Origin of the sequence: Klebsiella sp. A52 (assembly GCF_018388785.1) — a bacterium.
Classification (GTDB): domain Bacteria; phylum Pseudomonadota; class Gammaproteobacteria; order Enterobacterales; family Enterobacteriaceae; genus Klebsiella; species Klebsiella aerogenes.
The window spans coordinates 1,792,609-1,811,057 of record NZ_CP074437.1; the positions used below are offsets into that span (position 1 = coordinate 1,792,609).

Sequence of the window (18,449 nt, forward strand, 5' to 3'; positions counted from 1 at the left end):
GCGGGCGTTTCAGATGAGTCGCCCGCTCTGGATAACTTAACTGAACGCCTAAAGAAATAAACGAGGAATCAAATGGCTCGTACAACACCCATCGCACGCTACCGTAACATCGGTATCAGTGCGCACATCGACGCCGGTAAAACCACTACTACCGAACGTATTCTGTTCTACACCGGTGTAAACCACAAAATCGGTGAAGTTCATGACGGCGCCGCTACCATGGACTGGATGGAGCAGGAGCAGGAACGTGGTATCACCATCACTTCCGCTGCGACTACTGCATTCTGGTCTGGTATGGCTAAACAGTATGAACCGCACCGTGTAAACATCATCGACACCCCGGGGCACGTTGACTTCACTATCGAAGTAGAACGTTCCATGCGTGTTCTTGATGGTGCGGTAATGGTTTACTGCGCAGTTGGTGGTGTTCAGCCGCAGTCTGAAACCGTATGGCGTCAGGCAAACAAATATAAAGTTCCGCGCATTGCGTTCGTTAACAAAATGGACCGCATGGGTGCGAACTTCCTGAAAGTTGTTGGTCAGATCAAAACCCGTCTGGGCGCGAACCCGGTTCCGCTGCAGCTGGCAATTGGTGCTGAAGAAGGTTTCACCGGTGTTGTTGACCTGGTGAAAATGAAAGCCATCAACTGGAACGATGCAGACCAGGGCGTTACCTTCGAATACGAAGATATCCCGGCTGACATGCAGGACCTGGCTGACGAATGGCACCAGAACCTGATCGAGTCCGCTGCGGAAGCTTCCGAAGAGCTGATGGAAAAATACCTGGGTGGTGAAGAACTGACTGAAGAAGAGATCAAAAAAGCTCTGCGTCAGCGCGTTCTGAACAACGAAATCATCCTGGTAACCTGCGGTTCTGCGTTCAAGAACAAAGGTGTTCAGGCGATGCTGGATGCGGTAATTGATTACCTGCCATCCCCGGTTGATGTTCCGGCAATCAACGGCATCCTGGACGACGGTAAAGATACCCCGGCTGAGCGTCACGCAAGCGACGACGAGCCGTTCTCTGCACTGGCGTTCAAAATCGCTACCGACCCGTTTGTTGGTAACCTGACCTTCTTCCGTGTGTACTCCGGTGTGGTTAACTCTGGTGATACCGTACTGAACTCCGTGAAAGCTGCACGTGAGCGTTTCGGTCGTATCGTTCAGATGCACGCTAACAAACGTGAAGAGATCAAAGAAGTTCGCGCGGGCGATATCGCTGCCGCTATCGGTCTGAAAGACGTAACCACTGGTGACACCCTGTGTGACCCGGATGCGCCGATCATTCTGGAGCGTATGGAATTCCCTGAGCCGGTAATCTCCATCGCCGTTGAGCCGAAAACCAAAGCTGACCAGGAAAAAATGGGTCTGGCTCTGGGTCGTCTGGCTAAAGAAGACCCGTCATTCCGCGTATGGACTGACGAAGAGTCTAACCAGACCATCATCGCCGGTATGGGTGAGCTGCACCTCGACATCATCGTTGACCGTATGAAGCGTGAATTCAACGTTGAAGCGAACGTCGGTAAACCTCAGGTTGCTTACCGCGAAGCGATTCGCCAGAAAGTTACCGATGTTGAAGGTAAACACGCCAAGCAGTCTGGTGGTCGTGGTCAGTACGGTCACGTTGTGATCGACATGTACCCGCTGGAGCCGGGCTCTAACCCGAAAGGTTACGAGTTCATCAACGACATTAAAGGTGGTGTAATCCCTGGCGAATACATCCCGGCCGTTGATAAAGGCATCCAGGAACAGCTGAAAGCTGGTCCGCTGGCTGGTTACCCGGTAGTTGATATGGGTATCCGTCTGCACTTCGGTTCTTACCACGACGTTGACTCCTCTGAGCTGGCGTTTAAACTGGCCGCTTCTATCGCCTTTAAAGAAGGCTTTAAGAAAGCGAAACCAGTTCTGCTTGAGCCGATCATGAAGGTTGAAGTAGAAACTCCGGAAGAGAACACCGGTGACGTAATCGGTGACTTGAGCCGTCGTCGCGGCATGCTGCGCGGTCAAGAATCTGAAGTAACTGGCGTTAAGATCCACGCTGAAGTTCCGCTGTCTGAAATGTTCGGATATGCAACTCAGCTGCGTTCTCTGACCAAAGGTCGTGCATCATACACCATGGAATTCCTGAAGTATGATGATGCTCCGAACAACGTTGCTCAGGCCGTTATTGAAGCCCGTGGTAAATAATCCACAGGATTAAAACCTAAGTCCCGTGCTCTCTCCTGAGGGGAGAGCACTATAGTAAGGAATATAGCCGTGTCTAAAGAAAAATTTGAACGTACAAAACCGCACGTCAACGTTGGTACTATCGGCCACGTCGACCATGGTAAAACTACTCTGACCGCTGCAATCACCACCGTACTGGCTAAAACCTACGGCGGTGCTGCTCGCGCATTCGACCAGATCGATAACGCGCCGGAAGAAAAAGCTCGTGGTATCACCATCAACACTTCTCACGTTGAATATGACACCCCGACTCGCCACTACGCACACGTAGACTGCCCGGGCCACGCCGACTATGTTAAAAACATGATCACCGGTGCTGCTCAGATGGATGGCGCGATCCTGGTTGTTGCTGCGACTGACGGCCCGATGCCGCAGACTCGTGAGCACATCCTGCTGGGTCGTCAGGTAGGCGTTCCGTACATCATCGTGTTCCTGAACAAATGCGACATGGTTGATGACGAAGAGCTGCTGGAACTGGTTGAGATGGAAGTTCGTGAACTGCTGTCTCAGTACGATTTCCCGGGCGACGACACTCCGATCGTTCGTGGTTCTGCTCTGAAAGCGCTGGAAGGCGACGCAGAGTGGGAAGCGAAAATCATCGAACTGGCTGGCTTCCTGGATTCTTACATCCCGGAACCAGAGCGTGCGATTGACAAGCCGTTCCTGCTGCCGATCGAAGACGTATTCTCCATCTCCGGTCGTGGTACCGTTGTTACCGGTCGTGTAGAGCGCGGTATCATCAAAGTTGGTGAAGAAGTTGAAATCGTTGGTATCAAAGAAACCGCGAAAACCACCTGTACTGGCGTTGAAATGTTCCGCAAACTGCTGGACGAAGGCCGTGCTGGTGAGAACGTAGGTGTTCTGCTGCGTGGTATCAAACGTGAAGAAATCGAACGTGGTCAGGTACTGGCTAAGCCGGGCAGCATCAAGCCGCACACCAAGTTCGAATCTGAAGTGTACATCCTGTCCAAAGACGAAGGCGGCCGTCATACTCCGTTCTTCAAAGGCTACCGTCCGCAGTTCTACTTCCGTACTACTGACGTGACTGGTACCATCGAACTGCCGGAAGGCGTAGAGATGGTAATGCCGGGCGACAACATCAAAATGGTTGTTACCCTGATCCACCCGATCGCGATGGACGACGGTCTGCGTTTCGCAATCCGTGAAGGCGGCCGTACCGTTGGCGCGGGCGTTGTAGCTAAAGTTCTGGGTTAATTCGTTAGCTTTGAATTAAAAAGGGCGCTTCGGCGCCCTTTTTGCTGTCTGTGATTTGGTGATAAGCCAGGTTGGTTTAAATATTCATAAAGTGCGCCGCTACGGATAATTAATAAACAGTCTATTGTAATCATAACTATTCTCATTTAAACTTTGTGCATAAATTGAACGGGAGTTTATATGTACGTTTGTTTGTGCAATGGCGTTAGCGATAAAAAAATCCGCCAGGTTGTGCGTCAATTTCAACCGCAATCTTTTCAACAATTACGCAAGTTTATTCCCGTTGGAAATCAATGCGGTAAGTGCGTCCGCGCGGCACGCGAAGTGATGGAAGATGAATTAACCAGCATGCCGGAATTCAAAGAAATCGCCTGATCGCGACCCTTCTCTTTTTGACATCCTTATAGCCCGGACTACGCTTCAATAAGTGGAAGCGGAGGGACTTTATAATGAAAGGTGATGTCAAAATCATAAGTTATCTCAATAAATTATTGGGAAACGAACTGGTTGCTATTAACCAGTATTTTCTTCATGCAAGAATGTTCAAGAACTGGGGCCTGATGCGCCTCAACGATATTGAATATCATGAATCTATCGATGAGATGAAACACGCCGATAAGTACATCGAGCGTATTTTGTTTCTTGAAGGGCTGCCTAACCTGCAGGATCTTGGCAAACTTGGCATCGGTGAGGATGTCGAAGAGATGCTGCAGTCTGACTTACGGCTGGAGCTCGAAGGTGCGCAAAACCTGCGTGAGGCAATCGCCTATGCCGACAGCGTTCATGATTATGTCAGTCGCGATATGATGATTGAAATCCTTGCCGATGAGGAAGGCCATATTGACTGGCTGGAAACCGAGTTAGATCTGATCGGTAAAATCGGTCTGCAAAATTACCTTCAATCGCAGATCAAAGTGTCAGACTAGCGAACGTCTGCCACCCGCACCAAAAACCCGCTGCAGTCAGAAATGGCCCAAACGGCAGCGGGTTGTTCAAATCCCATCGTTGTTGCTTCCTCCTCCTGACCAACGCCAATGTCATCCATGTCATCCCGGCAAACAGCGAGGCGACCAATACCAGCTGTGGCAACTTTTGCCAACCGTGCCAGGCGCCGAGGGCGGCAAGATATTTAACGTCGCCGTATCCTAATCCCTCATAGCTGCGAAACATGCGATATAGCCAATAGAGCAGGGCAAAAAAAAGATAGCCGGCAATAGCCCCCCAGACGGCATCTTCTAGCCGCTGCGGCGCAAGACACAGGTAAAAAACTAAACCACTCCACAGCAGCGGGCAGGTGAGACTGTCGGGAAGAAGACCGTGAAGCAGGTCCTGCCGGCACAACGCCAGGGTTAATGCACAGTAGCAAACTAAGAAGGGGAGGACGGTAAGCATGGAACACTCCTGTTCGGGGATAATGCGCTCACTTTGCTTATCGTCGCGCGTTTGCGCAAAGCGCATTTGTGCAAGATGGAAGGCTTATTCCTGACTTATTTATTGTGTTATTGCATTGCTGAGCGCCTGCGCGAGAAGACGCGCAAATTGTGGTGATGATTTTCTAATCAGCACTTGCGTCGCGCCTGAATTTGCGTATAATGCGCGGGCCTGTCAAAATTGACGGCCGGTTCGATATGAGCCCTGGTAGCGCAGTTTGCTACCTAACAATGTTCCCAATCGGGGAACTCTGTAAGAACGGTTACACTCTCCCATCAATCGTAATGGGTATGAGGAGTAATCATTTCGTCTATAAAATAATTGGAGCTCTGGTCTCATGCAGAACCAAAGAATCCGTATCCGCCTTAAAGCGTTTGATCATCGTCTGATCGATCAATCAACCGCGGAAATCGTCGAGACTGCTAAGCGCACTGGTGCGCAAGTCCGTGGTCCGATCCCGCTGCCGACCCGCAAAGAGCGTTTCACCGTTCTGATCTCTCCGCACGTCAACAAAGATGCGCGTGATCAGTACGAGATTCGTACTCACAAGCGTCTGGTTGACATCGTTGAGCCAACTGAAAAAACCGTTGATGCTCTGATGCGTCTGGACCTGGCTGCCGGTGTAGACGTGCAGATCAGCCTGGGTTAATCAGGTCATCGAGCGATTGAGAGGTTGATACAATGATTGGTTTAGTCGGTAAAAAAGTGGGTATGACCCGCATCTTCACTGAAGATGGCGTCTCTATCCCAGTAACCGTTATCGAAGTTGAAGCAAACCGCGTTACTCAGGTCAAAGATCTGGCTAACGATGGCTATCGCGCTGTTCAGGTTACCACTGGTGCTAAAAAAGCTAACCGTGTAACTAAGCCGGAAGCTGGTCACTTTGCTAAAGCTGGCGTAGAAGCTGGCCGCGGCCTGTGGGAGTTCCGTCTGGCAGATGGTGAAGAATACACCGTTGGTCAGAACATTAGCGTTGAACTGTTTGCTGACGTTAAAAAAGTTGACGTAACCGGTACCTCTAAAGGTAAAGGTTTCGCTGGTACCGTTAAGCGCTGGAACTTCCGTACCCAGGACGCTACCCACGGTAACTCCTTGTCTCACCGCGTTCCGGGTTCTATCGGTCAGAACCAGACTCCGGGCAAAGTGTTCAAAGGCAAGAAAATGGCAGGTCAGCTGGGCAACGAACGCGTTACTGTTCAGAGCCTGGACGTAGTACGTGTTGACGCTGAGCGCAACCTGCTGCTGGTTAAAGGTGGTGTTCCGGGTGCAACCGGCTGCGACCTGATCGTTAAACCAGCTGTGAAGGCGTAAGGGGATAGCAATGGAATTAGTATTGAAAGACGCGCAGAGCGCGCTGACTGTTTCCGAAACTACCTTCGGTCGTGATTTCAACGAAGCGCTGGTTCACCAGGTTGTTGTTGCTTATGCAGCTGGTGCGCGTCAGGGTACTCGTGCTCAGAAGACTCGTGCTGAAGTAACTGGTTCAGGCAAAAAGCCATGGCGCCAGAAAGGTACCGGCCGTGCGCGTTCAGGTTCTATCAAGAGCCCGATCTGGCGTTCCGGTGGCGTAACCTTCGCTGCTCGTCCGCAGGACCACAGTCAAAAAGTTAACAAGAAGATGTACCGCGGCGCGCTGAAAAGCATTCTGTCCGAACTGGTACGTCAGGATCGTCTGATCGTTGTCGAGAAGTTCTCTGTAGAAGCGCCTAAAACTAAGCTGCTGGCTCAGAAACTGAAAGACATGGCTCTGGAAGATGTGCTGATCATCACCGGTGAGCTGGACGAGAACCTGTTCCTGGCCGCACGTAACCTGCACAAGGTTGACGTACGCGATGCGACTGGTATCGACCCGGTTAGCCTGATCGCCTTCGACAAAGTCGTAATGACTGCTGATGCTGTTAAGCAAGTTGAGGAGATGCTGGCATGATTCGTGAAGAACGTCTGCTGAAGGTGCTGCGCGCACCGCACGTTTCTGAAAAAGCGTCTACTGCGATGGAAAAAACCAACACCATCGTTCTCAAAGTTGCTAAAGACGCGACCAAAGCAGAAATCAAAGCTGCTGTGCAGAAACTGTTTGAAGTCGAAGTCGAAGTCGTTAACACCCTGGTAGTTAAAGGGAAAGTTAAACGTCACGGACAGCGTATCGGTCGTCGTAGCGACTGGAAAAAAGCTTACGTCACCCTGAAGGAAGGCCAGAATCTGGACTTCGTCGGCGGCGCTGAGTAAGTCGGAGGAGTAATACAATGGCAGTTGTTAAATGTAAACCGACATCTCCGGGTCGTCGCCACGTTGTTAAAGTGGTCAACCCAGAGCTGCACAAGGGCAAACCTTTTGCTCCGCTGGTTGAAAAAAACAGCAAATCCGGCGGTCGTAACAACAATGGCCGTATCACCACTCGTCATATCGGTGGTGGTCACAAGCAGGCTTACCGTATTGTTGACTTCAAACGCAACAAAGATGGTATCCCGGCAGTTGTTGAACGTCTTGAGTACGATCCGAACCGTTCCGCGAACATCGCGCTGGTTCTGTACAAAGACGGTGAGCGCCGTTACATTCTGGCCCCGAAAGGCCTGAAAGCTGGCGACCAGATTCAGTCTGGCGTTGATGCTGCAATCAAAGCAGGCAACACCCTGCCGATGCGCAATATCCCGGTTGGTTCTACCGTTCATAACGTAGAAATGAAACCAGGTAAAGGCGGTCAGCTGGCTCGTTCCGCTGGTACTTACGTTCAGATCGTTGCTCGTGACGGTGCTTATGTCACCCTGCGTCTGCGTTCTGGTGAAATGCGTAAAGTCGAAGCAGACTGCCGCGCTACTCTGGGCGAAGTTGGCAATGCTGAGCATATGCTGCGCGTTCTGGGTAAAGCAGGTGCTGCACGCTGGCGTGGTGTTCGTCCTACCGTTCGCGGTACTGCGATGAACCCAGTCGATCACCCACATGGTGGTGGTGAAGGTCGTAACTTTGGTAAGCACCCGGTATCCCCGTGGGGCCTGCAGACCAAAGGTAAGAAGACCCGCAGCAACAAGCGTACTGATAAATTCATCGTACGTCGCCGTAGCAAATAATTTTAGAGGATAAGCCATGCCACGTTCTCTCAAGAAAGGTCCTTTTATTGACCTGCACTTGCTGAAGAAGGTAGAGAAAGCGGTGGAAAGCGGAGACAAGAAGCCCCTGCGCACTTGGTCCCGTCGTTCAACGATCTTTCCTAACATGATCGGTTTGACCATCGCTGTCCATAATGGTCGTCAGCACGTTCCAGTCTTTGTTTCCGACGAAATGGTTGGTCACAAACTGGGTGAATTCGCACCGACTCGTACTTATCGCGGCCACGCTGCTGATAAAAAAGCGAAGAAGAAATAAGGTAGGAGGAAGAGATGGAAACTTTAGCTCAACATCGCCATGCTCGTTCTTCTGCTCAGAAGGTTCGCCTTGTAGCTGACCTGATTCGCGGTAAGAAAGTGTCGCAGGCCCTGGATATTCTGACCTACACCAACAAAAAAGCTGCTGTACTGGTCAAGAAGGTACTGGAATCTGCCATTGCTAACGCTGAACACAACGATGGCGCTGACATTGATGATCTGAAAGTTGCGAAAATTTTCGTAGACGAAGGCCCGAGCATGAAGCGCATTATGCCGCGTGCTAAAGGTCGTGCAGATCGCATCCTGAAGCGCACCAGCCACATCACTGTGGTTGTGTCCGATCGCTGAGACTCTGGAGACTAGCAATGGGTCAGAAAGTACATCCTAATGGTATTCGCCTGGGTATTGTCAAACCATGGAACTCTACCTGGTTCGCGAACACCAAAGAATTCGCTGACAACCTGGACAGCGATTTTAAAGTACGTCAGTTCTTAACTAAAGAGCTGGCTAAAGCGTCTGTATCTCGCATCGTTATCGAGCGTCCGGCTAAGAGCATCCGTGTGACCATTCACACTGCTCGCCCGGGTATCGTTATCGGTAAGAAAGGCGAAGACGTAGAAAAACTGCGCAAGGTCGTAGCGGATATCGCTGGCGTTCCTGCACAGATCAATATTGCCGAAGTTCGTAAGCCTGAACTGGACGCTAAATTGGTTGCTGACAGCATCACTTCTCAGCTGGAACGTCGCGTTATGTTCCGTCGTGCTATGAAGCGTGCTGTACAGAACGCAATGCGTCTGGGCGCTAAAGGTATCAAAGTTGAAGTTAGCGGCCGTCTGGGCGGCGCGGAAATCGCACGTACCGAATGGTACCGTGAAGGTCGCGTACCGCTGCACACTCTGCGTGCTGACATCGACTACAACACCTCTGAAGCGCACACCACTTACGGTGTAATCGGCGTTAAGGTATGGATCTTCAAAGGTGAGATCCTGGGTGGTATGGCTGCTGTTGAACAACCGGAACCGGCTGCTCAACCTAAAAAGCAGCAGCGTAAAGGCCGTAAATAAGGAGCGTCGCTGATGTTACAACCAAAGCGTACAAAATTCCGTAAAGTGCACAAAGGCCGCAACCGTGGTCTGGCGCAGGGTACGGATGTTAGCTTCGGCACTTTCGGTCTGAAAGCTGTTGGCCGTGGTCGTCTGACTGCACGTCAGATCGAAGCAGCACGTCGTGCTATGACCCGTGCAGTTAAGCGTCAAGGTAAGATCTGGATCCGTGTATTCCCGGACAAACCGATCACCGAGAAGCCGCTGGAAGTTCGTATGGGTAAAGGTAAAGGTAACGTGGAGTACTGGGTTGCCTTGATTCAGCCGGGTAAAGTCCTTTATGAAATGGACGGCGTACCGGAAGAGCTGGCCCGTGAAGCATTCGGCCTGGCAGCAGCGAAACTGCCGATCAAAACCACCTTTGTAACTAAGACGGTGATGTAATGAAAGCAAAAGAGCTGCGTGAAAAAAGCGTTGAAGAGCTGAACGCTGAGCTGCTGAACCTGCTGCGTGAGCAGTTCAACCTGCGTATGCAGGCTGCAAGTGGCCAGCTGCAACAGACTCATCTGCTGAAGCAAGTGCGTCGTGATGTTGCACGCGTTAAGACTTTACTGACTCAGAAGGCGGGTGCGTAATGACCGATAAAATCCGTACTCTGCAAGGTCGCGTAGTTAGCGACAAAATGGAGAAATCCATTGTTGTTGCTATCGAACGTTTTGTGAAACACCCGATCTACGGTAAATTCATCAAACGTACGACCAAACTGCACGTACATGACGAGAACAACGAATGTGGTATCGGCGACAAGGTTGAAATCCGTGAATGCCGTCCACTGTCCAAGACTAAGTCCTGGACGCTGGTTCGCGTTGTAGAGAAAGCGGTTCTGTAATAGAGTACGCATTCTCAATACGAATAAACGGCTCAGCGATGGGCCGTTTATTTTTTCTACCCATATTGCAGAAGCGGTGTTATAATGCCGCGCCCTCGATATGGGGCTTTTTAACGACCCAGCTTTTGGGTCCCAGTAGTAGTTGACATTAGCGGAGCACTAAAATGATCCAAGAACAGACTATGCTGAACGTCGCCGACAACTCCGGTGCACGTCGCGTAATGTGTATCAAGGTTCTGGGTGGCTCGCACCGTCGCTACGCAGGCGTAGGCGACATCATCAAGATCACCATCAAAGAAGCAATTCCGCGTGGTAAGGTCAAGAAAGGTGATGTGCTGAAGGCGGTAGTGGTGCGCACCAAGAAGGGTGTTCGTCGCCCGGACGGTTCTGTCATTCGCTTCGATGGTAATGCATGCGTTATTTTAAACAATAACAGCGAGCAACCTATCGGTACGCGTATTTTTGGGCCGGTAACTCGTGAACTTCGTAACGAGAAGTTCATGAAAATTATCTCTCTGGCACCAGAAGTACTCTAAGGAGCGAATCATGGCAGCGAAAATCCGTCGTGATGACGAAGTTATCGTGTTAACCGGTAAAGATAAAGGTAAACGCGGTAAAGTTAAAAATGTCCTGTCTTCCGGCAAGGTCATTGTTGAAGGTATCAACCTGGTTAAGAAACATCAGAAGCCGGTTCCGGCCCTGAACCAACCAGGCGGCATCGTAGAGAAAGAAGCAGCTATTCAAGTCTCTAACCTTGCTATCTTCAACGCGGCAACCGGCAAGGCTGACCGTGTAGGCTTTAGATTCGAAGACGGCAAAAAAGTCCGTTTCTTCAAATCTAATAGCGAAACTATCAAGTAATTTGGAGTAGTACGATGGCGAAACTGCATGATTACTACAAAGACGAAGTAGTCGCTAAACTCATGACTGAGTTTAACTACAATTCTGTCATGCAAGTCCCTCGGGTCGAGAAGATCACCCTGAACATGGGTGTTGGTGAAGCGATCGCTGACAAGAAACTGCTGGATAACGCAGCAGCTGACCTGACAGCAATCTCCGGTCAAAAACCGCTGATCACCAAAGCACGCAAATCAGTTGCAGGCTTCAAAATCCGTCAGGGCTATCCGATCGGCTGTAAAGTAACTCTGCGCGGCGAGCGCATGTGGGAGTTCTTTGAGCGCCTGATCACTATTGCTGTACCGCGTATCCGTGACTTCCGTGGCTTGTCCGCTAAGTCTTTCGACGGTCGTGGTAACTACAGCATGGGTGTCCGTGAGCAGATCATCTTCCCAGAAATCGACTACGATAAAGTCGACCGCGTTCGTGGTTTGGATATTACCATTACCACTACTGCGAAATCTGATGAAGAAGGCCGCGCTCTGCTGGCTGCCTTTGACTTCCCGTTCCGCAAGTAAGGTAGGGTTACTTAATGGCTAAGCAATCAATGAAAGCACGCGAAGTAAAGCGCGTGGCTTTAGCTGATAAATTCTTCGCTAAACGCGCTGAACTGAAAGCTATCATCTCTGATGTGAACGCAACCGACGAAGATCGTTGGAACGCTGTTCTCAAGCTGCAGACTCTGCCGCGTGATTCCAGCCCGTCTCGTCAGCGTAATCGCTGCCGTCAAACAGGTCGTCCGCATGGTTTCCTGCGGAAGTTCGGGTTGAGCCGTATTAAGGTCCGTGAAGCCGCTATGCGCGGTGAAATCCCGGGTCTGAAAAAGGCTAGCTGGTAATTGTCACCAATTGAATCACGGGAGTAAAGACAGATGAGCATGCAAGATCCGATCGCGGATATGCTGACCCGTATCCGTAACGGTCAGGCCGCGAATAAAGCTGCGGTCACCATGCCTTCCTCCAAGCTGAAAGTGGCAATTGCCAACGTGCTGAAGGAAGAAGGCTTTATTGAAGATTTTAAAGTTGAAGGCGACATCAAGCCGGAACTGGAACTGACTCTTAAGTATTTCCAGGGTAAAGCTGTTGTAGAAAGCATTCAGCGTGTCAGCCGCCCAGGTCTGCGCATCTACAAACGTAAAGATGAGCTGCCGAAAGTTATGGCGGGTCTGGGTATCGCAGTTGTTTCTACCTCTAAAGGTGTTATGACTGATCGTGCAGCGCGCCAAGCTGGTCTTGGTGGCGAAATTATCTGCTACGTAGCCTAATCGGAGGAAAAAATGTCTCGTGTTGCTAAAGCACCGGTCGTTGTTCCTGCCGGCGTTGACGTTAAAGTCAACGGTCAGGTTATTACGATCAAAGGTAAGAATGGCGAGCTGACTCGTACTCTCAACGATGCTGTTGAAGTTAAACATGCAGATAATGCTCTGACCTTCGGTCCGCGTGATGGTTACGTAGACGGATGGGCTCAGGCTGGTACCGCGCGTGCCCTGCTGAACTCAATGGTTATCGGTGTTACCGAAGGCTTCACTAAAAAGCTTCAGCTGGTTGGTGTAGGCTATCGTGCAGCGGTCAAAGGGGATGTAGTAAACCTGGCTTTAGGTTTCTCTCATCCTGTTGAACATAAGCTGCCGGCCGGTATCACTGCAGAATGTCCGACTCAAACTGAAATCGTGCTGAAAGGCGCTGATAAGCAGGTGATCGGCCAGGTTGCAGCAGATCTGCGCGCCTACCGTCGTCCTGAGCCTTACAAAGGCAAGGGTGTTCGTTACGCCGACGAAGTCGTGCGTACCAAAGAGGCTAAGAAGAAGTAAGGTAACACTATGGATAAGAAATCTGCTCGTATCCGTCGTGCGACCCGCGCACGCCGCAAGCTCCAGGAGCTGGGTGCAACTCGCCTGGTGGTACATCGTACCCCGCGTCATATTTACGCACAGGTAATTGCTCCGAATGGTTCTGAAGTTCTGGTAGCTGCTTCTACTGTAGAAAAAGCTATCTCTGAACAACTGAAGTACACCGGTAACAAAGACGCGGCTGCAGCTGTGGGTAAAGCTGTTGCTGAACGCGCTCTGGAAAAAGGCATCAAAGATGTTTCCTTTGACCGTTCCGGGTTCCAATATCATGGTCGTGTCCAGGCACTGGCAGATGCTGCCCGTGAAGCTGGCCTTCAGTTCTAAGGTAGAGGTGTAAGATGGCTCACATCGAAAAACAAGCTGGCGAACTGCAGGAAAAGCTGATCGCGGTTAACCGCGTATCTAAAACCGTTAAAGGTGGTCGTATTTTCTCCTTCACAGCTCTGACTGTAGTTGGTGACGGTAACGGTCGCGTAGGTTTTGGTTACGGTAAAGCGCGTGAAGTTCCAGCAGCGATCCAGAAAGCGATGGAAAAAGCCCGTCGCAATATGATTAACGTCGCGCTGAATACTGGCACCCTGCAGCACCCGGTTAAGGGTACTCACACGGGTTCTCGTGTATTCATGCAGCCGGCTTCCGAAGGTACCGGTATCATCGCCGGTGGTGCAATGCGCGCCGTTCTGGAAGTCGCTGGGGTTCGTAACGTTCTGGCTAAAGCATATGGTTCCACCAACCCGATCAACGTGGTTCGTGCAACTATTGATGGCCTGGAAAATATGAAGTCTCCAGATATGGTCGCTGCCAAGCGTGGTAAATCCGTTGAAGAAATTCTGGGGAAATAAACCATGGCAAAGACTATTAAAATTACTCAAACCCGCAGTGCAATCGGTCGTTTGCCGAAACACAAGGCAACGCTGCTTGGCCTGGGTCTGCGTCGTATTGGTCACACCGTAGAGCGCGAGGATACTCCTGCTGTTCGTGGTATGGTCAACGCGGTTTCCTTCATGGTTAAAGTTGAGGAGTAAGAGATGCGTTTAAATACTCTGTCTCCGGCCGAAGGCTCCAAAAAGGCGGGTAAACGCCTGGGTCGTGGTATCGGTTCTGGCCTCGGTAAAACCGGTGGTCGTGGTCACAAAGGTCAGAACTCTCGTTCTGGCGGTGGCGTACGTCGCGGTTTCGAGGGTGGTCAGATGCCACTGTACCGTCGTCTGCCGAAATTCGGCTTCACTTCTCGTAAAGCAATGATCACCGCAGAAGTTCGTCTGTCTGATCTGGCTCACGTAGAAGGCGATGTGGTAGACCTGAACACGCTGAAAGCGGCTAACATTATCGGTATCCAGATCGAGTTCGCGAAAGTGATCCTGTCTGGTGAGGTAACTCGTCCGGTAACTGTTCGTGGCCTGCGCGTGACTAAAGGCGCTCGTGCTGCTATCGAAGCTGCTGGCGGTAAAATTGAGGAATAAGTAGCAGATGGCTAAACAACCGGGATTAGATTTTCAAAGTGCCAAAGGTGGAATTGGCGAACTGAAACGCAGACTTCTGTTTGTTATCGGTGCGCTGATTGTGTTCCGTATTGGCTCTTTTATTCCGATCCCTGGTATTGATGCCACTGTACTTGCCAAACTGCTTGAGCAACAGCGAGGCACCATCATTGAAATGTTTAACATGTTCTCTGGTGGTGCTCTCAGCCGTGCTTCTATCTTTGCTCTGGGGATCATGCCGTATATTTCGGCGTCGATCATTGTCCAGCTGCTGACCGTTGTTTATCAACCGCTGGCAGAACTGAAGAAAGAAGGGGAGTCTGGTCGTCGTAAGATCAGCCAGTACACCCGCTACGGTACTCTGGTGCTGGCTATATTCCAGTCGATCGGTATTGCTACCGGTCTGCCGAATATGCCTGGTATGCAGGGCCTGGTGATTAATCCGGGCTTTGCATTCTATTTCACCGCTGTTGTTAGTCTGGTCACAGGGACTATGTTCCTGATGTGGCTCGGCGAACAGATCACCGAACGCGGTATCGGAAACGGTATCTCGATCCTGATCTTCGCCGGGATCGTTGCGGGACTCCCGCCGGCCATCGCCCATACTATCGAGCAAGCGCGTCAAGGCGACCTGCACTTCCTCCTGTTGCTGTTGGTTGCAGTATTAGTATTTGCAGTGACCTTCTTCGTTGTATTCGTTGAACGTGGTCAACGCCGCATTGTGGTAAACTACGCTAAGCGTCAACAGGGTCGTCGTGTCTATGCTGCACAGAGCACACATTTACCGCTGAAAGTGAATATGGCGGGGGTAATCCCGGCAATCTTCGCTTCCAGTATTATTCTGTTCCCGGCGACCATCACGTCATGGTTCGGGGGCGGTACTGGTTGGAACTGGCTGACAACAATTTCGCTGTATTTGCAGCCTGGGCAACCGCTTTATGTGTTACTCTATGCGTCTGCAATCATCTTCTTCTGTTTCTTCTACACGGCGTTGGTTTTCAACCCGCGTGAAACAGCAGATAACCTGAAGAAGTCCGGTGCATTTGTACCAGGAATTCGTCCGGGAGAACAAACGGCGAAGTATATCGATAAAGTAATGACCCGCCTGACTCTGGTCGGTGCGTTGTATATCACTTTTATCTGCCTGATCCCGGAGTTCATGCGTGATGCAATGAAAGTGCCGTTCTACTTCGGTGGAACCTCGCTGCTTATTGTTGTCGTCGTGATTATGGACTTTATGGCTCAAGTGCAAACTCTGATGATGTCTAGTCAGTATGAGTCTGCATTGAAGAAGGCGAACCTGAAAGGCTACGGCCGCTAACTGGTCGCCCGAGAAGTTACGGAGAGTAAAAATGAAAGTTCGTGCTTCCGTCAAGAAATTATGCCGTAACTGCAAAATCGTTAAGCGTGATGGTGTCATCCGTGTGATTTGCAGTGCCGAGCCAAAGCATAAACAGCGCCAAGGCTGATTTATTCGCATATTTTTCTTGCAAAGTTGGGTTGAGCTGGCTAGATTAGCCAGCCAATCTTTTGTATGTCTGTACGTTTCCATTTGAGTATCCTGAAAACGGGCTTTTCAGCATGGTACGTACATATTAAATAGTAGGAGTGCATAGTGGCCCGTATAGCAGGCATTAACATTCCTGATCAGAAACATACCGTAATTGCTTTAACCGCAATTTTTGGTATCGGCAAGACCCGCTCTAAAGCCATCTGCGCTGAAACGGGTATCGCTGAAAATGTTAAGATCAGTGAGCTGTCTGAAGAACAGATTGATTCTCTGCGTGAAGCAGTAGGTAAATTTGTCGTTGAAGGTGATCTGCGCCGTGAAATCACCCTTAGCATCAAGCGTCTGATGGACCTTGGTTGCTACCGTGGTTTACGCCATCGTCGTGGTCTTCCGGTTCGCGGTCAGCGTACTAAGACCAACGCACGTACCCGTAAGGGTCCGCGTAAACCGATCAAGAAATAATCGGGGTGATTGAATAATGGCAAAGGCACCAGTTCGTGCACGTAAGCGTGTAAGAAAACAAGTCTCTGATGGCGTGGCTCATATCCATGCTTCTTTTAACAACACCATCGTTACCATCACTGATCGTCAGGGTAACGCGCTGGGTTGGGCAACAGCCGGTGGTTCCGGTTTCCGTGGTTCTCGCAAATCCACTCCGTTTGCAGCTCAGGTTGCAGCAGAGCGTTGCGCAGAAGCCGTAAAAGAATACGGCATCAAGAATCTGGAAGTTATGGTTAAAGGTCCGGGTCCAGGTCGCGAATCTACTATTCGTGCACTGAACGCCGCTGGTTTCCGCATCACTAATATTACTGATGTGACTCCGATCCCTCATAACGGTTGTCGTCCGCCGAAAAAACGTCGCGTATAACGCCTCGTTTCTAGGATTGTTGGAGAAAGAAAATGGCAAGATATTTGGGTCCTAAGCTCAAGCTGAGCCGTCGTGAGGGCACTGACTTATTCCTTAAGTCTGGCGTTCGCGCGATCGATACCAAGTGTAAAATTGAACAAGCTCCTGGCCAGCACGGTGCGCGTAAGCCGCGTCTGTCTGACTATGGTGTGCAGTTGCGTGAAAAGCAAAAAGTTCGCCGTATGTACGGTGTGCTGGAGCGTCAGTTCCGTAACTACTATAAAGAAGCAGCACGTCTGAAAGGCAACACCGGTGAAAACCTGTTGGCTCTGCTGGAAGGTCGTCTGGACAACGTTGTATACCGTATGGGCTTCGGCGCCACTCGTGCTGAAGCACGCCAGCTGGTTAGCCACAAGGCTATCATGGTAAACGGTCGTGTTGTTAACATCGCTTCTTATCAGGTAAAAGCGAATGACGTTGTTAGCATCCGTGAGAAAGCGAAAAAGCAATCTCGCGTGAAAGCCGCTCTGGAGCTGGCTGAGCAGCGTGAAAAGCCAACCTGGCTGGAAGTTGATGCTGGCAAGATGGAAGGTACGTTCAAGCGTCAGCCGGAGCGTTCTGATCTGTCTGCGGACATTAACGAACACCTGATCGTCGAGCTTTACTCCAAGTAAAGCTTAGTACCAAAGAGAGGACACAATGCAGGGTTCTGTGACAGAGTTTCTAAAACCGCGCCTGGTCGATATCGAGCAAGTGAGTTCGACGCACGCCAAGGTGACCCTTGAGCCTTTAGAGCGTGGCTTCGGCCATACTCTGGGTAACGCACTGCGCCGTATTCTGCTCTCATCGATGCCGGGTTGCGCGGTGACCGAGGTTGAGATTGATGGTGTACTGCACGAGTACAGCACCAAAGAAGGCGTTCAGGAAGACATCCTTGAAATCCTGCTCAACCTGAAAGGGCTGGCGGTGAGAGTTCAGGGTAAAGATGAAGTCATCCTTACTTTGAATAAATCTGGCATTGGCCCTGTGACTGCAGCCGACATTACCCACGACGGTGATGTCGAAATCGTCAAGCCGCAGCACGTGATCTGCCACCTGACCGATGAGAACGCATCTATTAGCATGCGCATCAAAGTTCAGCGCGGTCGCGGTTATGTGCCGGCTTCTGCCCGAATTCATTCGGAAGAAGATGAGCGCCCAATCGGCCGTCTGCTGGTCGACGCCTGCTACAGCCCTGTAGAGCGTATTGCCTACAATGTTGAAGCCGCGCGTGTTGAGCAGCGTACCGACCTGGACAAGCTGGTCATCGAGATGGAAACCAACGGCACAATCGATCCTGAAGAGGCGATTCGTCGTGCGGCAACCATTCTGGCTGAACAACTGGAAGCTTTCGTTGACTTACGTGATGTACGTCAGCCGGAAGTGAAAGAAGAGAAACCAGAGTTCGATCCGATCCTGCTGCGCCCTGTTGACGATCTGGAATTGACTGTCCGCTCTGCTAACTGCCTCAAGGCAGAAGCTATCCACTATATCGGTGATCTGGTACAGCGTACCGAGGTTGAGTTGCTGAAAACGCCGAACCTGGGTAAAAAATCTCTTACCGAGATTAAAGACGTGCTGGCTTCACGTGGTCTGTCTCTGGGCATGCGCCTGGAAAACTGGCCACCGGCAAGCATTGCTGACGAGTAACCGGATCACAGGT

Annotated in this window: 32 protein-coding genes; 31 read left to right on the plus strand and 1 reads right to left on the minus strand. The window is 50.8% G+C overall.

Going from position 1 to position 18,449, the window contains the following annotated elements; all coding sequences use genetic code 11:
* Positions 1-72: 72 nt before the first annotated feature.
* The 4 genes from fusA (at position 73) to bfr (ending at position 4,367) form a co-directional block, all read left to right on the plus strand.
* Positions 73-2,187: an elongation factor G gene (gene fusA, locus KGA69_RS08345; protein ID WP_045375915.1), complete on the plus strand. Its 2,115-nt coding sequence runs from the start codon at positions 73-75 to the stop codon at positions 2,185-2,187.
* Positions 2,188-2,256: 69 nt separating this feature from the next.
* Complete coding sequence (gene tuf / locus KGA69_RS08350) at positions 2,257-3,441, plus strand: elongation factor Tu (RefSeq protein WP_015369418.1); 1,185 nt, start codon at positions 2,257-2,259, stop codon at positions 3,439-3,441.
* Between the two features lie 180 nt (positions 3,442-3,621).
* Positions 3,622-3,816 carry a bacterioferritin-associated ferredoxin gene (gene bfd, locus KGA69_RS08355; RefSeq protein WP_015369419.1) on the plus strand — a complete coding sequence of 65 codons (195 nt, stop codon included), beginning with the start codon at positions 3,622-3,624 and terminating at the stop codon, positions 3,814-3,816.
* Between the two features lie 74 nt (positions 3,817-3,890).
* On the plus strand, positions 3,891-4,367 hold the full coding sequence (gene bfr, locus KGA69_RS08360; protein WP_015369420.1) for a bacterioferritin: 477 nt from the start codon (positions 3,891-3,893) through the stop codon (positions 4,365-4,367).
* Here the strand turns inward: bfr and KGA69_RS08365 are convergent.
* Positions 4,351-4,833 carry a prepilin peptidase gene (locus KGA69_RS08365; RefSeq protein ID WP_047078586.1) on the minus strand — a complete coding sequence of 161 codons (483 nt, stop codon included), beginning with the start codon at positions 4,831-4,833 and terminating at the stop codon, positions 4,351-4,353. The two genes, bfr and KGA69_RS08365, sit on opposite strands and share 17 nt — an antisense overlap.
* A 376-nt stretch (positions 4,834-5,209) precedes the next feature.
* Between KGA69_RS08365 and rpsJ the strand changes: the two genes are divergently transcribed.
* The 27 genes from rpsJ (at position 5,210) to KGA69_RS08500 (ending at position 18,436) form a co-directional block, all read left to right on the plus strand.
* Positions 5,210-5,521, plus strand: coding sequence for a 30S ribosomal protein S10 (gene rpsJ, locus KGA69_RS08370; RefSeq protein WP_001181005.1), 312 nt, complete (start codon positions 5,210-5,212; stop codon positions 5,519-5,521).
* 32 nt (positions 5,522-5,553) lie between these two features.
* Positions 5,554-6,183 carry a 50S ribosomal protein L3 gene (gene rplC / locus KGA69_RS08375; protein WP_003031117.1) on the plus strand — a complete coding sequence of 210 codons (630 nt, stop codon included), beginning with the start codon at positions 5,554-5,556 and terminating at the stop codon, positions 6,181-6,183.
* A gap of 10 nt (positions 6,184-6,193) precedes the next feature.
* Complete coding sequence (gene rplD / locus KGA69_RS08380; RefSeq protein ID WP_000424395.1) at positions 6,194-6,799, plus strand: 50S ribosomal protein L4; 606 nt, start codon at positions 6,194-6,196, stop codon at positions 6,797-6,799.
* A complete protein-coding gene (gene rplW / locus KGA69_RS08385; RefSeq protein WP_000617546.1) occupies positions 6,796-7,098 on the plus strand; it encodes a 50S ribosomal protein L23 in 303 nt (100 codons plus the stop codon). The genes rplD and rplW overlap by 4 nt, the downstream gene beginning before the upstream one ends.
* A gap of 17 nt (positions 7,099-7,115) precedes the next feature.
* Positions 7,116-7,937, plus strand: a complete 822-nt coding sequence (gene rplB / locus KGA69_RS08390) for a 50S ribosomal protein L2 (protein ID WP_015369423.1) — start codon at positions 7,116-7,118, stop codon at positions 7,935-7,937.
* Positions 7,938-7,953: 16 nt separating this feature from the next.
* Positions 7,954-8,232: a 30S ribosomal protein S19 gene (gene rpsS, locus KGA69_RS08395; RefSeq protein ID WP_001138115.1), complete on the plus strand. Its 279-nt coding sequence runs from the start codon at positions 7,954-7,956 to the stop codon at positions 8,230-8,232.
* Positions 8,233-8,246: 14 nt separating this feature from the next.
* Entirely contained in the window at positions 8,247-8,579 is a 333-nt protein-coding gene (gene rplV, locus KGA69_RS08400) for a 50S ribosomal protein L22 (RefSeq protein ID WP_002919773.1), read from the plus strand.
* 17 nt (positions 8,580-8,596) lie between these two features.
* A complete protein-coding gene (gene rpsC, locus KGA69_RS08405) occupies positions 8,597-9,295 on the plus strand; it encodes a 30S ribosomal protein S3 (protein WP_002919766.1) in 699 nt (232 codons plus the stop codon).
* Between the two features lie 12 nt (positions 9,296-9,307).
* Positions 9,308-9,718 (plus strand): 50S ribosomal protein L16, encoded by a 411-nt coding sequence (gene rplP / locus KGA69_RS08410; RefSeq protein WP_002919759.1) that lies wholly within the window; start codon positions 9,308-9,310, stop codon positions 9,716-9,718.
* Positions 9,718-9,909, plus strand: coding sequence for a 50S ribosomal protein L29 (gene rpmC, locus KGA69_RS08415; protein ID WP_002919754.1), 192 nt, complete (start codon positions 9,718-9,720; stop codon positions 9,907-9,909). Before rplP ends, rpmC begins: the two co-directional genes overlap by 1 nt.
* Positions 9,909-10,163 (plus strand): 30S ribosomal protein S17, encoded by a 255-nt coding sequence (rpsQ, locus tag KGA69_RS08420; protein WP_002438707.1) that lies wholly within the window; start codon positions 9,909-9,911, stop codon positions 10,161-10,163. The genes rpmC and rpsQ overlap by 1 nt, the downstream gene beginning before the upstream one ends.
* A gap of 164 nt (positions 10,164-10,327) precedes the next feature.
* Entirely contained in the window at positions 10,328-10,699 is a 372-nt protein-coding gene (gene rplN, locus KGA69_RS08425; RefSeq protein WP_000613954.1) for a 50S ribosomal protein L14, read from the plus strand.
* A 10-nt stretch (positions 10,700-10,709) separates the two neighbouring features.
* Positions 10,710-11,024, plus strand: coding sequence for a 50S ribosomal protein L24 (gene rplX, locus KGA69_RS08430; RefSeq protein WP_015369424.1), 315 nt, complete (start codon positions 10,710-10,712; stop codon positions 11,022-11,024).
* 14 nt (positions 11,025-11,038) lie between these two features.
* Positions 11,039-11,578: a 50S ribosomal protein L5 gene (rplE, locus tag KGA69_RS08435; RefSeq protein ID WP_003031123.1), complete on the plus strand. Its 540-nt coding sequence runs from the start codon at positions 11,039-11,041 to the stop codon at positions 11,576-11,578.
* A gap of 14 nt (positions 11,579-11,592) precedes the next feature.
* Positions 11,593-11,898 carry a 30S ribosomal protein S14 gene (gene rpsN / locus KGA69_RS08440; protein ID WP_002919667.1) on the plus strand — a complete coding sequence of 102 codons (306 nt, stop codon included), beginning with the start codon at positions 11,593-11,595 and terminating at the stop codon, positions 11,896-11,898.
* Between the two features lie 33 nt (positions 11,899-11,931).
* A complete protein-coding gene (gene rpsH / locus KGA69_RS08445; protein ID WP_008807048.1) occupies positions 11,932-12,324 on the plus strand; it encodes a 30S ribosomal protein S8 in 393 nt (130 codons plus the stop codon).
* A 12-nt stretch (positions 12,325-12,336) separates the two neighbouring features.
* Positions 12,337-12,870 carry a 50S ribosomal protein L6 gene (gene rplF / locus KGA69_RS08450; RefSeq protein WP_008807049.1) on the plus strand — a complete coding sequence of 178 codons (534 nt, stop codon included), beginning with the start codon at positions 12,337-12,339 and terminating at the stop codon, positions 12,868-12,870.
* A gap of 9 nt (positions 12,871-12,879) precedes the next feature.
* Entirely contained in the window at positions 12,880-13,233 is a 354-nt protein-coding gene (gene rplR / locus KGA69_RS08455) for a 50S ribosomal protein L18 (RefSeq protein ID WP_006817270.1), read from the plus strand.
* 14 nt (positions 13,234-13,247) lie between these two features.
* The gene (rpsE, locus tag KGA69_RS08460; protein WP_015703641.1) at positions 13,248-13,751 is read left to right on the plus strand and encodes a 30S ribosomal protein S5; all 504 of its coding nucleotides are present in this window, start codon (positions 13,248-13,250) and stop codon (positions 13,749-13,751) included.
* A 3-nt stretch (positions 13,752-13,754) separates the two neighbouring features.
* Positions 13,755-13,934: a 50S ribosomal protein L30 gene (rpmD, locus tag KGA69_RS08465; RefSeq protein WP_001140434.1), complete on the plus strand. Its 180-nt coding sequence runs from the start codon at positions 13,755-13,757 to the stop codon at positions 13,932-13,934.
* A gap of 3 nt (positions 13,935-13,937) precedes the next feature.
* On the plus strand, positions 13,938-14,372 hold the full coding sequence (rplO, locus tag KGA69_RS08470) for a 50S ribosomal protein L15 (RefSeq protein WP_015369426.1): 435 nt from the start codon (positions 13,938-13,940) through the stop codon (positions 14,370-14,372).
* 7 nt (positions 14,373-14,379) lie between these two features.
* Positions 14,380-15,711: a preprotein translocase subunit SecY gene (gene secY, locus KGA69_RS08475; RefSeq protein ID WP_015703640.1), complete on the plus strand. Its 1,332-nt coding sequence runs from the start codon at positions 14,380-14,382 to the stop codon at positions 15,709-15,711.
* A gap of 31 nt (positions 15,712-15,742) precedes the next feature.
* The gene (gene rpmJ / locus KGA69_RS08480; protein WP_000868187.1) at positions 15,743-15,859 is read left to right on the plus strand and encodes a 50S ribosomal protein L36; all 117 of its coding nucleotides are present in this window, start codon (positions 15,743-15,745) and stop codon (positions 15,857-15,859) included.
* 146 nt (positions 15,860-16,005) lie between these two features.
* The gene (rpsM, locus tag KGA69_RS08485) at positions 16,006-16,362 is read left to right on the plus strand and encodes a 30S ribosomal protein S13 (protein WP_015369429.1); all 357 of its coding nucleotides are present in this window, start codon (positions 16,006-16,008) and stop codon (positions 16,360-16,362) included.
* Between the two features lie 16 nt (positions 16,363-16,378).
* Positions 16,379-16,768 (plus strand): 30S ribosomal protein S11, encoded by a 390-nt coding sequence (rpsK, locus tag KGA69_RS08490; protein ID WP_004388621.1) that lies wholly within the window; start codon positions 16,379-16,381, stop codon positions 16,766-16,768.
* Positions 16,769-16,800: 32 nt separating this feature from the next.
* Positions 16,801-17,421, plus strand: a complete 621-nt coding sequence (rpsD, locus tag KGA69_RS08495; RefSeq protein WP_002919224.1) for a 30S ribosomal protein S4 — start codon at positions 16,801-16,803, stop codon at positions 17,419-17,421.
* A gap of 25 nt (positions 17,422-17,446) precedes the next feature.
* Positions 17,447-18,436 (plus strand): DNA-directed RNA polymerase subunit alpha, encoded by a 990-nt coding sequence (locus tag KGA69_RS08500; protein WP_002438685.1) that lies wholly within the window; start codon positions 17,447-17,449, stop codon positions 18,434-18,436.
* Positions 18,437-18,449 lie beyond the last annotated feature (13 nt).

Excerpts from the sequence above, each read along its gene's own strand:
- rplP (WP_002919759.1), top strand. The coding sequence starts at position 9,308 with ATGTTACAACCAAAGCGTACAAAATTCCGTAAAGTGCACAAAGGCCGC.
- rpsN (WP_002919667.1), top strand. The coding sequence starts at position 11,593 with ATGGCTAAGCAATCAATGAAAGCACGCGAAGTAAAGCGCGTGGCTTTA.
- rpsE (WP_015703641.1), top strand. The coding sequence starts at position 13,248 with ATGGCTCACATCGAAAAACAAGCTGGCGAACTGCAGGAAAAGCTGATC.
- rplW (WP_000617546.1), top strand. The coding sequence starts at position 6,796 with ATGATTCGTGAAGAACGTCTGCTGAAGGTGCTGCGCGCACCGCACGTT.
- rpsD (WP_002919224.1), top strand. The coding sequence starts at position 16,801 with ATGGCAAGATATTTGGGTCCTAAGCTCAAGCTGAGCCGTCGTGAGGGC.
- rplD (WP_000424395.1), top strand. The coding sequence starts at position 6,194 with ATGGAATTAGTATTGAAAGACGCGCAGAGCGCGCTGACTGTTTCCGAA.
- rplO (WP_015369426.1), top strand. The coding sequence starts at position 13,938 with ATGCGTTTAAATACTCTGTCTCCGGCCGAAGGCTCCAAAAAGGCGGGT.
- KGA69_RS08500 (WP_002438685.1), top strand. The coding sequence starts at position 17,447 with ATGCAGGGTTCTGTGACAGAGTTTCTAAAACCGCGCCTGGTCGATATC.
- rplF (WP_008807049.1), top strand. The coding sequence starts at position 12,337 with ATGTCTCGTGTTGCTAAAGCACCGGTCGTTGTTCCTGCCGGCGTTGAC.
- bfd (WP_015369419.1), top strand. The coding sequence starts at position 3,622 with ATGTACGTTTGTTTGTGCAATGGCGTTAGCGATAAAAAAATCCGCCAG.
- bfr (WP_015369420.1), top strand. The coding sequence starts at position 3,891 with ATGAAAGGTGATGTCAAAATCATAAGTTATCTCAATAAATTATTGGGA.
- rplV (WP_002919773.1), top strand. The coding sequence starts at position 8,247 with ATGGAAACTTTAGCTCAACATCGCCATGCTCGTTCTTCTGCTCAGAAG.
- rpmC (WP_002919754.1), top strand. The coding sequence starts at position 9,718 with ATGAAAGCAAAAGAGCTGCGTGAAAAAAGCGTTGAAGAGCTGAACGCT.
- rpsH (WP_008807048.1), top strand. The coding sequence starts at position 11,932 with ATGAGCATGCAAGATCCGATCGCGGATATGCTGACCCGTATCCGTAAC.
- rpsJ (WP_001181005.1), top strand. The coding sequence starts at position 5,210 with ATGCAGAACCAAAGAATCCGTATCCGCCTTAAAGCGTTTGATCATCGT.
- rplE (WP_003031123.1), top strand. The coding sequence starts at position 11,039 with ATGGCGAAACTGCATGATTACTACAAAGACGAAGTAGTCGCTAAACTC.
- rpmJ (WP_000868187.1), top strand. The coding sequence starts at position 15,743 with ATGAAAGTTCGTGCTTCCGTCAAGAAATTATGCCGTAACTGCAAAATC.
- rpsC (WP_002919766.1), top strand. The coding sequence starts at position 8,597 with ATGGGTCAGAAAGTACATCCTAATGGTATTCGCCTGGGTATTGTCAAA.
- rplC (WP_003031117.1), top strand. The coding sequence starts at position 5,554 with ATGATTGGTTTAGTCGGTAAAAAAGTGGGTATGACCCGCATCTTCACT.
- fusA (WP_045375915.1), top strand. The coding sequence starts at position 73 with ATGGCTCGTACAACACCCATCGCACGCTACCGTAACATCGGTATCAGT.
- KGA69_RS08365 (WP_047078586.1), bottom strand. The coding sequence starts at position 4,833 with ATGCTTACCGTCCTCCCCTTCTTAGTTTGCTACTGTGCATTAACCCTG.
- secY (WP_015703640.1), top strand. The coding sequence starts at position 14,380 with ATGGCTAAACAACCGGGATTAGATTTTCAAAGTGCCAAAGGTGGAATT.
- rpsS (WP_001138115.1), top strand. The coding sequence starts at position 7,954 with ATGCCACGTTCTCTCAAGAAAGGTCCTTTTATTGACCTGCACTTGCTG.
- rpsK (WP_004388621.1), top strand. The coding sequence starts at position 16,379 with ATGGCAAAGGCACCAGTTCGTGCACGTAAGCGTGTAAGAAAACAAGTC.
- rplX (WP_015369424.1), top strand. The coding sequence starts at position 10,710 with ATGGCAGCGAAAATCCGTCGTGATGACGAAGTTATCGTGTTAACCGGT.
- rplR (WP_006817270.1), top strand. The coding sequence starts at position 12,880 with ATGGATAAGAAATCTGCTCGTATCCGTCGTGCGACCCGCGCACGCCGC.
- rplN (WP_000613954.1), top strand. The coding sequence starts at position 10,328 with ATGATCCAAGAACAGACTATGCTGAACGTCGCCGACAACTCCGGTGCA.
- rplB (WP_015369423.1), top strand. The coding sequence starts at position 7,116 with ATGGCAGTTGTTAAATGTAAACCGACATCTCCGGGTCGTCGCCACGTT.
- rpsQ (WP_002438707.1), top strand. The coding sequence starts at position 9,909 with ATGACCGATAAAATCCGTACTCTGCAAGGTCGCGTAGTTAGCGACAAA.
- rpmD (WP_001140434.1), top strand. The coding sequence starts at position 13,755 with ATGGCAAAGACTATTAAAATTACTCAAACCCGCAGTGCAATCGGTCGT.